The sequence below is a fragment of the Halomonas sp. TD01 genome (assembly GCF_923868895.1).
GTDB lineage: Bacteria > Pseudomonadota > Gammaproteobacteria > Pseudomonadales > Halomonadaceae > Vreelandella.
On sequence record NZ_OV350343.1, the window covers coordinates 3,292,113 to 3,305,222 of the forward strand.

11 protein-coding genes are annotated in these 13,110 nt (G+C 51.0%); 3 read left to right on the forward strand and 8 right to left on the reverse strand.

The features are described from left to right. Positions 1-86: 86 nt before the first annotated feature. The 3 genes from L1X57_RS14825 to ppnN form a co-directional block, all read right to left on the reverse strand. Positions 87-287, reverse strand: coding sequence for a hypothetical protein (locus L1X57_RS14825; RefSeq protein ID WP_009724490.1), 201 nt, complete (start codon positions 285-287; stop codon positions 87-89). A gap of 124 nt (positions 288-411) precedes the next feature. Continuing rightward, positions 412-1,137: a sulfite exporter TauE/SafE family protein gene (locus tag L1X57_RS14830; RefSeq protein ID WP_009724489.1), complete on the reverse strand. Its 726-nt coding sequence runs from the start codon at positions 1,135-1,137 to the stop codon at positions 412-414. 84 nt (positions 1,138-1,221) lie between these two features. Then, positions 1,222-2,604, reverse strand: coding sequence for a nucleotide 5'-monophosphate nucleosidase PpnN (gene ppnN / locus L1X57_RS14835; RefSeq protein WP_039869649.1), 1,383 nt, complete (start codon positions 2,602-2,604; stop codon positions 1,222-1,224). Positions 2,605-2,780: 176 nt separating this feature from the next. Here ppnN and L1X57_RS14840 point away from each other — a divergent pair, with 176 nt between their 5' ends. Further along, positions 2,781-3,683, forward strand: a complete 903-nt coding sequence (locus L1X57_RS14840; RefSeq protein ID WP_009724487.1) for a LysR family transcriptional regulator — start codon at positions 2,781-2,783, stop codon at positions 3,681-3,683. A 64-nt stretch (positions 3,684-3,747) separates the two neighbouring features. Here the strand turns inward: L1X57_RS14840 and gcvP are convergent, their stop codons facing one another. Together gcvP and gcvH are read right to left on the reverse strand one after the other, a co-directional pair. Next, the gene (gene gcvP, locus L1X57_RS14845) at positions 3,748-6,642 is read right to left on the reverse strand and encodes an aminomethyl-transferring glycine dehydrogenase (protein ID WP_009724486.1); all 2,895 of its coding nucleotides are present in this window, start codon (positions 6,640-6,642) and stop codon (positions 3,748-3,750) included. Positions 6,643-6,724: 82 nt separating this feature from the next. Beyond that, positions 6,725-7,114, reverse strand: a complete 390-nt coding sequence (gene gcvH / locus L1X57_RS14850) for a glycine cleavage system protein GcvH (RefSeq protein ID WP_009724484.1) — start codon at positions 7,112-7,114, stop codon at positions 6,725-6,727. A 410-nt stretch (positions 7,115-7,524) separates the two neighbouring features. Between gcvH and L1X57_RS14855 the strand changes: the two genes are divergently transcribed. Further along, positions 7,525-8,943: an alanine/glycine:cation symporter family protein gene (locus L1X57_RS14855; protein WP_009724483.1), complete on the forward strand. Its 1,419-nt coding sequence runs from the start codon at positions 7,525-7,527 to the stop codon at positions 8,941-8,943. Between the two features lie 93 nt (positions 8,944-9,036). Further along, positions 9,037-10,149, forward strand: coding sequence for a glycine cleavage system aminomethyltransferase GcvT (gene gcvT, locus L1X57_RS14860; RefSeq protein ID WP_009724482.1), 1,113 nt, complete (start codon positions 9,037-9,039; stop codon positions 10,147-10,149). A gap of 51 nt (positions 10,150-10,200) precedes the next feature. Here gcvT and L1X57_RS14865 read toward each other — a convergent pair whose 3' ends face one another. The 3 genes from L1X57_RS14865 to L1X57_RS14875 all read right to left on the reverse strand — a co-directional run bounded on the left by L1X57_RS14865 (position 10,201) and on the right by L1X57_RS14875 (position 13,012). Then, positions 10,201-10,968, reverse strand: coding sequence for a LysM peptidoglycan-binding domain-containing protein (locus tag L1X57_RS14865; RefSeq protein ID WP_039869695.1), 768 nt, complete (start codon positions 10,966-10,968; stop codon positions 10,201-10,203). A gap of 122 nt (positions 10,969-11,090) precedes the next feature. Continuing rightward, on the reverse strand, positions 11,091-11,972 hold the full coding sequence (locus L1X57_RS14870; RefSeq protein ID WP_009724480.1) for an acyltransferase: 882 nt from the start codon (positions 11,970-11,972) through the stop codon (positions 11,091-11,093). 146 nt (positions 11,973-12,118) lie between these two features. Next, complete coding sequence (locus L1X57_RS14875; protein WP_009724479.1) at positions 12,119-13,012, reverse strand: LysR family transcriptional regulator; 894 nt, start codon at positions 13,010-13,012, stop codon at positions 12,119-12,121. Between the last annotated feature and the right edge of the window lie 98 nt (positions 13,013-13,110).

The following is a 13,110-nucleotide window of genomic DNA, read 5'->3' on the forward strand; positions in this document are numbered from 1 at the left end:
ATTTGTGAAAGATCAGCGCCACCTAGGGGAATTGAATAACAAGCCAAAGGTGGCGCAACCGTACTCATTTTAGCTGAGCAGTCTATTTAACCTTGGGAGTGGTGATCCGCAAGCGCGGCTGCAATGGCTTCTTCCCATTGGCCGGCGGTAACTTCCCAGTGTGCCATTTCATCCTGATCTGGCGCCCCTTCGGAGGCGGCATTCAGCTCTTCAGGGGAGTAGCGTTCAAAGCAATGTTTGGCGAACGCTTTGGTTTTTCCATCCCGAAGCTGATCAATCATTTCCATAATGTTTATCCTTTCCTTGGTGGTAGTTTCCACCTTGCCATTAACGCCTAGGCAAGGAGTCACGACTGCTCCATGAGTGTAGCGGCTTGATATCATTTCTGCCCAGCGGTGAGGCAGTAATGGCTTAAAGCGTAGCATCCAAAATAATTTTGACTGCAATTCCTGCCAGCAATAGCATGATGAGATTATCAAACCAGCGATGTGGCAAGCGTTTACCAAGCTGAGCGCCGATGGGCATGCCTGCAAGAATGATGAATAGTGCTATAAAGCTGTAAAATGTGCGCTCCAACGTTAATATTTCGGCACTCAGCAGTGCGGGTATTTGAACGCAGGTAATCGCGACAAAAAACACGGAGATAGAGCCGATAAACACTCGGCGCTCTAGTTGCATTGCGTTTAGAAACGTTACAGACGCGGGGGCTGACATGCCCGCAGCGCCTTGCAGTACGCCGGCTAGCAAACCGACAGGTAGCACGATGCGTTCTGCAGTAGCGAAAGGAAGGGCGAGCGTTCGCTTTGCCAATTTGATGACCAAATAGAGCACTATTGATGCTGCCACTCCGAGCGATAAAAGAGTGGGTGAAAGCACGACTAATCCCCATGTGCCAAGCACAATGCCTAACCCACCTGAAAGAGAGAAGGCAGCGAGAAAACGTAGTGGCAACAAATGATGCCGGTATTGCCAAACCTGTAAAACATTGCTGAATAAATTGGGGGCAATTAATACGGCAATGGCTAGCTTCACGTCGTAGAGCATGGTGAGAACAGGTACGACTATGACCGGCACGCCAGAACCAATAGCACCTTTGACGATGCCTGCGGCAACCAACGTTAAAAAAGCAATAATCACGGTGAGCTTCCTGACGCATCAGGCACAGCGGCTTGGCTGTGCCTGATAAGTGATGTGCTGACGAGATTAGTTATCTGAACCTAGCTACCTAAGAACATAGCAGGGTGTATAAGCCTGCCCATCAAGCTTCATGCGTCCTTGGGCGACAAATGAGGTTAATAGCTCGTCTAGGCGCTGCATGAGTTCTGGTTCAGCGGTTAACTCAAAAGGGCCATGGGCTTCAATCGCTCGAATACCCGGCTCTTTAACGTTGCCAGCCACAATGCCAGAAAAGGCGCGACGCAAGTTGGCCGCTAGTTCATGGGTAGGCTGCTGACGGTGAAGCGCTAGACCGCGCATAGCTTCGTGAGTGGGCTCGAAGGGCGCCTGAAAGTCACGCGCAATGGTAAGACGCCAGTTGTAGTAGAAAGCGTCCTGATGTTTGCGACGGAAGTCCGCGATCTCGTCAATTTCTTCACGCATTTTGCGTGCGACGGCCACGGGGTTGCCGGTAATAATAGTGTAGTAGCGGCGGATATCCTCGCCCAGTGTATAAACCAAGAACTCATCAATTTTCTGGAAATACTCAGCGGAATTGGCAGGGCCGGTAAACACAAGTGGGAAGGGGATATCGTGATTGCTTGGGTGAAGCAGAATTCCCAGTAGGTAAAGAATTTCTTCTGCAGTACCCACACCACCCGGGAAAACAATAATACCGTGCCCTAAGCGCACGAATGCTTCCAAGCGCTTTTCGATATCTGGCATCACAACCAGTTCGTTAACGATAGGGTTGGGCGCTTCGGCGGCAATGATACCTGGCTCAGAGATGCCCAAATAGCGGCCATCTTTACGGCGCTGTTTTGCGTGAGCGACGTTAGCCCCTTTCATGGGGCCTTTCATGGCGCCGGGGCCACAGCCCGTGCAGATGTCTAGATCTCGCAGGCCAAGGTGATAACCAACATCCTTGGTGTATTCGTACTCTTCCCTGGAAATTGAGTGGCCACCCCAGCACACCACCAAGCTTGGATCACGTCCAGGCTTCAGCGTGCCTGCTTTGCGCAGGATATGAAACACCGCGTTAGTTGTGCCTTCACCGGTGGTTAGGTCAAACCGTTTGTGGTGCTGGATTTCGTTGTAAACATAAACAATATCACGAAGGACCGACGACAAGTGTTCACGTATGCCGCGAATCATACGTCCGTCAACAAAGGCTTCAGCGGGGGCATTGGTTAACTTAAGACGGATGCCTCGGTCTTGCTGTAAGACTTCAATATCAAAGTCTTTATAGGCTTCCATGATGGCCAAACTATCATCCGTTGGGCTGCCGCAGTTAAGCACCGCGAGTGCACAGCGGCGTAGCAAGTCATGCAAGCCGCTTTTAGAGGTGCTTTTTAGGCGGTTGACCTCATGCTGAGAAAGCACTTCGAGGCTCCCTTCCGGGGAGATAATGCTGGAAATGGTTGCGCGCGGCATTGGGAGTTGCGTCATTAGTCTGGCTGTCCCTAATCATATTGTTAACGAATCTACATACTATCACGGCGTTTACTAATTGAATTCAAGCAATAAGAGCAGTGCCGTCCCTTAGCGTCCGTTTAATAGTCGGATTGTGCTACCCTGTGCCTTCGTTGAGAGCACACGGTGGCTAGTCAAGATGGCGTTTTATTATGTTTAATGCCCAGTATTTTCGGACGTTTATAACGTTAGTGGAAACGGGGAGTTTCACACGTACCGCGCGCCGTTTGGAGATGACGCAGCCGGGCGTCAGCCAGCATATTCGCAAGTTGGAAAGCTATTTAGATAAGCCGTTGATTGAAAGAAAAGGCAGAAGTTTTACGCTAACGGAGTCTGGGCGAAGGGCTTATGATTATGCGTTGAAGCTGTTTGCCGAACATGAACAGTTTCGCCATGGTTTAGATGACGATTCACTGGATAGCGGCGAGTGCCGGATTGCATCCCCTGGAAGTGTTGGGCTGATGTTTTATCCTTTCATTCTTGGCCAACAGCAGATGCATCCTAATCTAACTGTAAATTACAGTTTCGCTTTTAATCACGAAATCGTTAACGACCTGCTTGAAGGTCGCTATGATATTGGCATTGTGACTGAGCAGGTCAACCATACCGAACTTACCTGCACGGTATGGCACAAAGAGCCACTGTGTTTGGTAGTGCCTGCTGATTTTGCTGGTAGCACGCTATCCGACCTGATGGGTATTGGTTTTCTTAATTACTACGACGGTATCAATCACGCCAATGCACTGCTGCGCGCCAATTATCCAGACGAATTTCGTTCGATGACCCATTTTCGTCATCAGGGGTTTACTAACGAAGTAAGCATGGTGCTGGATGCGGTCGCTCGAGGCTTAGGTTTTACCGTTGTCTCACGCCTGGTGTTAGAAACGTCCCCCTGGCAACGCCAGGTAAAAGCGCTAGCATTACCCCAAGGGATTAATGAAGTGCTTTACCTGTTGCGCCGACGAGATTCGGTCTTACCGAAGCGGTATGAAAAGCTTTTGGATGGTTTTCATCACCAACGCTTGCAAGAAAAAACGCCCCTGGTGCCCGAATAACGAGCGCCAAGGGCGTTTAAGAGACAAGGATACCTTGTCTGCTTAAGAGCGTATGTGTTGAGTATTAGCGGCGATATTCATCAATGCTAGGGCAAGAGCAGATGAGCTGCCGATCACCGAATACGTTATCAACACGGTTAACCGCAGGCCAATACTTCGACGCAGCAACAGCTTCTGTTGGGAAGGCGCCCAGCTTGCGGTCATAAGGACGTTGCCACTCGTTATCCATCAAGTCCGCTTGTGTATGAGGAGCATTTACCAACGGGTTGTTATCCAGCGGCCATTCACCCTCTTCAACGCGTGCAATTTCATCTCGAATCGCGATCATGGCATCGCAGAATCGGTCAATTTCGTAGAGCGACTCAGATTCTGTGGGCTCGATCATTAATGTGCCTGGCACAGGGAACGACATAGTCGGCGCATGGAAGCCGTAGTCCATCAGGCGCTTAGCAATATCTTCTTCACTGATACCGGAAGCACTCTTGAGCGGGCGAATATCAATGATGCATTCGTGGGCAACATTGCCGTTTTTGCCACGGTACAGAATAGGATAAGCACTCTCTAATCGCTTGGCGATATAGTTAGCATTAAGAATAGCTAGTTCGGTGGCTTCTCGAAGCCCACGTGCCCCCATCATCTTAATGTAAGCCCAAGAGATGGGCAGAATTGACGCGCTACCAAATGCAGCGGCGGAGACAGCACCGTTTTCTGGGTTGACACCATTAATAGGCGTAACCACGTGATTGGAAACGAAGGGGGCAAGGTGGGCTTTAACACCAATGGGCCCCATCCCCGGGCCGCCACCACCGTGGGGTATACAAAATGTTTTGTGCAGATTGAGGTGCGAGACATCACCACCGAAGTCGCCGGGCCGCGTCAAACCCACTTGAGCATTCATGTTGGCTCCATCCACATACACTTGGCCGCCATGCTGATGTACTACCTCGCAAACCTTGCGAACATGGGATTCAAATACACCGTGGGTAGAGGGATAGGTGATCATTACTGCGGAGAGGCGATCACTGTGCTGCTCGGCTTTGCGCGTTAGGTCATCCAAGTCAATGTTGCCGTTGGCGTCACACTCAACAACCACGACGTCCATGCTAAGCATGGCTGCAGATGCTGGGTTAGTACCGTGGGCAGAGCTAGGGATCAAGCACACGTCGCGATGTGCTTCCCCTTGTGCTGCCTGATAACGACGAATGGCAAGCAGGCCCGCGTATTCACCTTGGGCACCGGAGTTGGGCTGCATGGAAATATGATCGTAACCCGTCACTTCCACTAAGAAGGCGGCTAGCTCATCAATCATTTGATGATAGCCGGCCACTTGATCGCGAGGGGCGAATGGGTGGAGGTGCGCAAACGCAGGCCAGGAGATCGGAATCATTTCACTAGTAGCGTTTAGCTTCATGGTGCACGAACCCAACGGGATCATGGCATGAGCCAAGGAAAGGTCCTTGTTCTCTAGGCGTTTCAAGTAACGCAGCATCTCTGTTTCGCTGCGATAACGGGTAAACGTGGGGTGTTCCAAAAAGCTGCTTTCACGCCGATACATCGGCGGAATGCCGCTGAGTTCGTCACTAATGACCTGTCCATCAAGCGTTGCGACGGACAAGCCGTGCTCATCGCCTAACAGCACATCAAACAGCGTCGCGACGTCGTGAGCCGTTGTCGTTTCATCCAGGCTAATGCCCACATCGCCATTGGCGAAGTAATGAAGGTTGATATCATGCGTCATGGCGCGGCCATGAATTTTACCCGCATCTACTTGGGTCAGGCGGAGTGTATCAAACCAGCTGTCGTTCGCTAACGTGACCCCACCTTGCTTAAGGCCTTCCGCTAACAAAGTAGTGAGGCGATGCACGCGGCCTGCAATTTTGCGAAGACCTTCTGCACCATGGTAGGTGGCGTAGAAGCCAGCAATATTGGCTAGTAGTGCCTGAGCAGTACAAATATTGGAGGTCGCTTTCTCGCGGCGGATATGCTGCTCGCGGGTTTGCATAGCCATGCGCAATGCAGTGTTACCGCGGCTATCTTTGGATACACCAATAATGCGGCCAGGAATTGAGCGTTTCAGTTTGTCGGATGTGGCAAAGAAGGCCGCGTGTGGGCCACCAAAGCCCATGGGGACGCCAAAACGCTGGGAGTTTCCGACGACGATGTCTGCGCCCATTGCCCCTGGCTCTTTCAGTAGCACTAGGCTCAATAGATCCGTGGCGACGCAAGTCATGATGCCGCGCTCTTTGGCAGCGCTTAGTAGAGAGGAGATGTCAGTGATGTTGCCACTGGCGGAAGGGTATTGCACCAGGGCACCAAACACATCGTGCTCTGCCAGCGTTTCTGCGGGGCCAGTGATTAGCTGAAAGCCAAAAAACTCCGCGCGAGTTTTAATAACGTCTAACGTTTGCGGAAATAGATCATCAGCAACAAAGAAAGCCGTTGACTTACTTTTCTTGTTACTGCGCTTGCATAGCGCCATCGCTTCCGCAGCGGCGGTCGCTTCGTCCAGCAGTGAAGCATTGGCAAGCTCCATGCCGGTTAAATCCATAATGACCTGCTGAAAGTTAAGCAAGCCCTCTAAGCGGCCTTGAGAGATTTCAGGTTGATAAGGCGTATAAGCGGTGTACCAGCCCGGGTTTTCCAGCACATTACGCTGTATTACCGCCGGCATGTGGGTGCCGTAGTAACCTTGGCCGATGTAGCTTTTAGCCACTCGATTTTGGCGCGCCAGCTGGCTTAGGTAGTCTAGCGCTTCTGCTTCGCTGCGTGGGTCGTCCAGGGCTAACTCGCGGCCAAGGCGGATATCGCTTGGCACGGTTTGCTCAATAAGTTCTTCCATGCGCTGCATGTTGAGCGCTTTTAACATGGTGTCGACATCAGCGGGGCTAGGCCCATTGTGGCGTTTGATAAAAGCATCGTGGTCGGCCAATTCGGCCAAACGGCGTGTTTCAAATGGCATGGGAAGGTTCCGAACGTAATGAGAAAACCGTGCAGGGGCGAAAGAAACTAGAAAGCCTGCTGAGCGCAGGCTTTCTGGCTAATTAATCGTCTGAGCTAAGTGTTGCTTGGTAAGCATCTGCGTCTAACAAGCCTTCAAGGGCTGTATCGGTTAGGCGTACTTTCATGATCCAACCACCTTCGTAAGGCGCTTCGTTAACTGTTTCAGGCGAATCTTCGAGTGCCTCGTTAACTTCGATAACTTCGCCGTTAACCGGTGAGTAAAGGTCAGAAGCAGCCTTAACAGATTCGATAACGCCGAACTCTTGGCCTTTATTGAGTGCCTGACCGACTTCTGGCAGCTCAACAAAAACAACGTCGCCCAGCGCTTCTTGGGCATGATCAGTAATGCCGATCGTGACGGTACCGTCTTGGTGGTCAAGTACCCATTCGTGGCTTTCGGCATAACGGAGATTGGCAGGAAGATTGCTCATGATGATTCCCTTTATGAAACAGTTGTCTGGACAGAAGCATACTAACGCCTGTCGTTCGCCTTGGCGACTATTGGCCAGCTCTGAATAAGGCGATCTGTGACACATGTTAACGTGTTTCCAATCGGAAACAAATTTCTTCAACGCCTCATAATGGCAAAAAAGTGTCTTTGAGTTTCATGATGCTTTACGTCTACTAGGATTTGTAAAAACAGATGCTTTCTCTGCTGAGTTGCGACATTGCAATGGATGCGAACTAGGAAAATGGTGTAAAACATGCAGATCATGCGTTTTTTCAAAGCGTAAGACGCGCTATGGTGGAAACGTTTGATGACACAACTACATTAAACAAGGCAGCCCGACTGCCCGGTACCCATAATAAACGAGCTAACGAACAGGGTAAGGAGAAACGTGTGGAAACATTAACTAGCCTCCTAGGGGCAATTAACGGGGTCGTTTGGGGCCCGATAATGTTGGTCCTATTGCTAGGTGTGGGGATTTACTTACAGATTGGCTTGAAACTGATGCCGATCAGAAAGCTCGGTGTGGGTTTCAAGCTAATGTGGCAAGGCCGCGCCCCTAAGCCCAGCCAAGCAGAAGCTGATCAGGCGTCATCTGACAAGGCTGACAAAGACGGTGAAATTTCACCTTTTGATGCACTAATGACGGCGCTTTCCGCCACGATTGGCACAGGTAACATTGCCGGTGTGGCAACGGCTATCGCGCTTGGTGGCCCAGGCGCTGTGTTCTGGATGTGGATCACTGCGTTAGTGGGGATGGCGACTAAATTTGCCGAAGCGGTTCTAGCTGTACGCTATCGTGAAACCGATAGCACCGGGTACCACGTGGGTGGCCCGATGTTCTATATAAAAAATGGCTTGGGTAAAAAATGGCTCTGGCTAGGCGGGTTGTTTTCATTCTTTGGTGCGATAGCGGCTTTTGGTATCGGTAATACCGTACAGTCCAACTCTGTGGCCGATGCCATGGACTCCACCTTTGGTGTGCCGCATTGGCTAACCGGTGTGATTATCATGGTGTTGGCGGGGGCTGTCATCCTGGGCGGTATTAAGCGCATTGCAAAAGTAGCGGGTAAGCTAGTGCCCATCATGGGTATTGCTTACGTGATTGCCGGGCTGCTGGTGCTGATCGTTAATGCAAGTCAAATTGGTGAAGCGTTTGGTTTGATTTTCTATTACGCCTTTAATCCGATGGCAGCGGCAGGTGGCTTTGCTGGTGCGGCAGTGATGGCAGCCATCCGCTTTGGTGTAGCACGGGGTATTTTCTCTAACGAAGCAGGTTTAGGTAGTGCGCCAATTGCCCACGCAGCAGCGCAGACCAAAAACCCTGTTCGCCAAGGCCTCATCGCCATGCTGGGCACCTTTATCGATACCATCATCGTTTGTACGATTACCGCGTTGGTTATTCTGACCTCCACGGTGTGGATTGATGGTGAGGCGGGCGCATCGCTGACAGCACTTTCGTTCGATGCCGCACTGCCCGGTTTCGGTAATCAGATAGTTGCAGTTGCCTTGGCTGTGTTTGCATTCACCACGATCCTTGGCTGGTCTTTCTACGGCGAAAAGTGCTGTCAGTTCCTGTTCGGTACACGTTCGATTATGCTGTACCGCGTGCTGTTCGTTCTGGCAATCCCGCTTGGTGCTATCGCGCAGCTTGGTTTTATTTGGCTGATGGCTGATACCTTTAACGCTATGATGGCCATTCCGAACTTGATCGCGCTGGCGCTGCTTTCGCCGGTGGTATTCAAACTCACCCGTGATTACTTTGCAGGCAAAGACGTACTGCCAGGTGAAGCGCTTGATCATGATAAGTAATCTCTGCCCAACGTAATATGGGCCGATAAGCTGTAATAGAGCCGGGAAGCCAGTCATGGCTTCCCGTTTCTCTTTCTCGACCGAGGAAATCCCATGACCGACCTTAAACAGACGCCACTCCATGAATTGCATCTTTCGCTAGGGGCCAAAATGGTTCCCTTTGCGGGTTATGACATGCCGGTGCAATACCCATTGGGTGTCAAAAAAGAGCATGAGCATACGCGTCAGCAATGTGGGCTGTTTGATGTTTCTCACATGGGCCAAATAGCGGTGTCGGGCGACAATGTTGCCGAGGCGCTTGAGTCCCTAATCCCAGCCGACCTGGTGGGGTTAAGCAAAGGTGAGCAGCGCTATGGGCTCTTAACCGGAACTGATGGCGGTATTATCGATGATCTAATGGCCGTCAATGCAGGTGATCACTTTTATCTAGTCGTTAATGCCGCCTGCAAAGAGCAGGATATTGCTCATCTACGCACTAATCTTGGTGCTACTCATCACATTGAGGTGCTTGATCGTGGCTTGCTGGCGCTGCAGGGGCCCCAAGCTAGGGATGTCATGAAGCGATTGTGTCCAGATGCGTGTGAGCTAACGTTTATGCAGCATGGCCGCTTCACAATGTCTGGTCAGGAAGTATGGATTAGTCGTAGCGGTTATACGGGTGAAGATGGCTTTGAAATATCAGTGGCCTCTGAGACCTGCCAGACATTTGCAGAGCAACTGCTAGCAGAACCCGAAGTCGAAGCGATTGGCTTGGGTGCACGCGACTCGCTTCGTTTAGAAGCAGGGCTGTGTTTGTATGGGCACGATATGGATATGACGACGACGCCTGTAGAAGCTGGTCTTATTTGGGCGATTGGTAAGCCTCGCCGACATGGCGGTGAGCGTCCAGCAGGTTTCCCTGGCGCGGATCTTATTCTGCACCAAGTGGCCGCGAAAGATCATGCGCGTAAGCGGGTAGGGTTAGTGGCAGAAGGGCGTGCACCAGTAAGAGAGGGAGCGCTTTTAGTTGATGCAAAAGGCAATGAAATCGGTGTTGTAACTTCCGGTGGCTTTGGGCCTAGTGTGGGTAAGCCAATTGCCATGGGGTACGTGGGGCGTGAATGGGAAGCGCCAGAGACCACCGTTTATGCGTTGGTGAGAGGTAAACAGTTACCGATGGCTGTGACAGCTACTCCATTTGTGAAACCAGGCTATTATCGCGGTTAATACAGACACTGTTCATCAAAAAAGCCCCTGAAAAATCAGGGGCTTTTTTCTTCACCTTAATACTTGCCGGGGGTCGATAGGCTTTCCGCCTTGCCGCAGGTCGAAAAGCAAGTCGTAGCGCTGTGTCGCACTGCTTTGGCCGACATCACACAGTGGGTCGCCGGTACTCACTTGCTGGCCGACACGGACTAAAATGCGTTCGCACAGTGCATAGACGGTTTGCAAGTTGTCTGCATGATGAATAATGACGACATCTCCAAGTTGACGCATTCCATCAGCAAAACGCACTTCACCTGGAGCCACTGCTTGGGCTTTGGCACCTGCCTGGGTAGCCAGTAGCATAGGTTGTAACGTACCACGGCTATCCGCACCAAAGCGGCGCACAATGCGATAGTCCTCTAAGGGCCAAGGCCAGCGGCGTGCAGAAGCAGGTAGGCTAGCGCTCGGGGTCGGCGTTGATGCTGGCTGGCTGGTACGGGCATTGCTTGTGCTGCTTGAGGCGCTGCTGCTGCTAAGCGGTACACTGACAATCTGGCCGACTCTGAGCGCTGTGGGTGACGTGCTTGGATTGGCACTCTGTATACGCCCTGATGTGGTGCCAAAGTGGCGGGCGATACTTGAGTAGGTATCGCCGGGCCGAATCTGGTAGCGATATGGTCCGCCAGAGGGCGCTCGCTCTTGTTGGGTAGGGATTAACAAACGTTGTCCAACATTTAAGCGTTGAGCATTTGCCCCAGGGTTGAAGCGTTCAAGACGTTCCAATGGAACGCTTGCTCGGTTCGCAAGTTGTCCCAGCGTATCGCCGCGCTGTACCTCTATCCATTCACCGTTTATTTGGCCTACAGTGCTGCTGGGCACAGTATCATTCTGGCCATTTGAAGAGGGTGAGCCAGCACATCCAACTAATACGGTTGTTAGCAGACAGACTGCTAACCACCGAGCTAGTCGTGGTTGGTTTGCTTGGCTAGCAAGGCGTCTTTTTCCTGCCAGAGTGAGTTGATCCATGCGTGGAAACGTTCCTTGTGCTGCTGTTCTTCGTGATAGTTGGCTTCGTTCATCCATTGGGGAATAGCGAGCTGCCTTGCGTTAAGCGTGATGCAAGCTTCTTTTCCGCATAGAAAACCCCAGAATGTTGGCGCTGGATTCTCATAGCTGATGGTTACATCCAAAATGCCATCTAGTTTGTCGCCAAGCAGGCTAAGCACCTGTGAGACACCGCCAGCCTTGGGTCTAAGTAAATGCCGAAACGGACTTTGCTGCTTTTCCCGCTTTGCCACAGTAAATCGTGTTCCCTCGACAAAATTAAATATTGCGATGGGTGCATTTCTGGCTTGTTGGCAAACGCGCTCTGTTGATTCACGATCAATAGTGGCGAGTTTAGGATTTTTGGCAATTTGTTCACGACTGAAGCGTCGCATAAAGGGGAATTCTAACGCCCAAAATGCCAGTCCGACGATAGGAATCCAAATTAACTGATGTTTCAAAAAGAATCTGGGCATTGGAATGCGGCGGTGCAGTGCCATAAAAAGGATGAAGATGTCCGTCCAGCTGCGGTGATTAGAGATAACCAACCACCATTGATGTGGGCTGAGTGAATCCGGAATACTGATGTTTACGTCAGGCTTTATCCAGCGGCGCATCCACCATAGGTTGGCGCCAATCCAATTGAGCGCAACGCTGCACAGGCCATTAAGAATCCTCTGTTTTTGATGCCGCCCTGGGGTGATGACTTTTAACAGTGTTAACAAAATGAGCGGCACGCCCCAAAACAGCGTCGTTAGCGTCAGCAATAACAGACTGACGACTCCTTTGGCAGTAGACATACCACATTTCCTTTTACGAATGATGACACTAGTGGCGCAATTCTAGTGTTAGGTGACTAAGGTATATGCGACTCAGTGTAAATGCTAAAGGATCACGCCCACGCTGCCCAGTACATTACGAAACCTTTGTACGCCGAACTGTTGGGTTAGGTAGTCAAGGTGGGGGTGTTGATACTTTCGATAAGCACCTTACGCAGTGCCTGGGCAGCGACCGATAACTCTTGGTGCGTCAGTATTCCGACCCGGCAGGCAATGCTTGGCGCGGTTAAGGGAACGCAGCGAGCGCCGAGTTGATGCATTTGTTGAATACACATAGAAGGCACGGCACTTGCGCCTAACCCATCTGCCACCATTCTACCAACGGTTGAGAGCTGATGGCTCTCAAAAGCAACAGGTAATTCAATGTGTTGTTTGGCAAGTTCTTGTTCTAACAGCCTGCGTACCATTGATGGTCGCTGTAAGGTAATAAAATCCTGTTGTAACAATGTGGCCCAGCTCAGTGTGCTGGCCTGAGCCAAGTCTGATTGAGGTGGAACAACAGCGATGAATTGGTCTTCAAAAAGTGGCGTAAACGTTAAGCTGCCGGTTCCTTCAGGCGAAAAGGCAATGCCGATCTCCACTTGGCGCGAACGGACCATGTCGATGACTTCTTCATTGATTACATCGTGGACAGTAATATTAATTTTAGGGTATTGCCGACGAAAGGTAACCAGCGCGCTGGGCAGCAAATTACACGCAAAAGAGGGCATGGCTGCTACGCTTAAACGGCCCAGCTGGAGAGTGAAGCGCTGGCGCAGCCGCTCTTCGGTATTATCCCATTGGGCAAGCAAATGCTTTGCTAGTGGGAGAAGGGACTCACCCTCTGGTGTGAGCCGTACGCTACGGGTACTGCGTATCAACAGTTTCCCCCCTAGCGAATCTTCAAGCCCCTTAATGGCCAAACTGAGTGCTGGTTGAGACAGGTGCAAGCGTTCACAGGCTTGTGTAAAGCTCAGGGTTTGAGCTACTGCAAGAAAGGCACGAAGTTGCTTGACGGTCATACTGACCCTTTTATAAGTTATTTATATAAATTGATAAGAAAAACAAACTTAACAAATATATCATCTGGTACAACACTGGTTACATAGATCCAGCCGCA

Excerpts from the sequence above, each read along its gene's own strand:
- L1X57_RS14840 (WP_009724487.1), top strand. The coding sequence starts at position 2,781 with ATGTTTAATGCCCAGTATTTTCGGACGTTTATAACGTTAGTGGAAACG.
- gcvP (WP_009724486.1), bottom strand. The coding sequence starts at position 6,642 with ATGCCATTTGAAACACGCCGTTTGGCCGAATTGGCCGACCACGATGCT.
- gcvH (WP_009724484.1), bottom strand. The coding sequence starts at position 7,114 with ATGAGCAATCTTCCTGCCAATCTCCGTTATGCCGAAAGCCACGAATGG.
- L1X57_RS14870 (WP_009724480.1), bottom strand. The coding sequence starts at position 11,972 with ATGTCTACTGCCAAAGGAGTCGTCAGTCTGTTATTGCTGACGCTAACG.
- gcvT (WP_009724482.1), top strand. The coding sequence starts at position 9,037 with ATGACCGACCTTAAACAGACGCCACTCCATGAATTGCATCTTTCGCTA.
- ppnN (WP_039869649.1), bottom strand. The coding sequence starts at position 2,604 with ATGACGCAACTCCCAATGCCGCGCGCAACCATTTCCAGCATTATCTCC.
- L1X57_RS14875 (WP_009724479.1), bottom strand. The coding sequence starts at position 13,012 with ATGACCGTCAAGCAACTTCGTGCCTTTCTTGCAGTAGCTCAAACCCTG.
- L1X57_RS14825 (WP_009724490.1), bottom strand. The coding sequence starts at position 287 with ATGGAAATGATTGATCAGCTTCGGGATGGAAAAACCAAAGCGTTCGCC.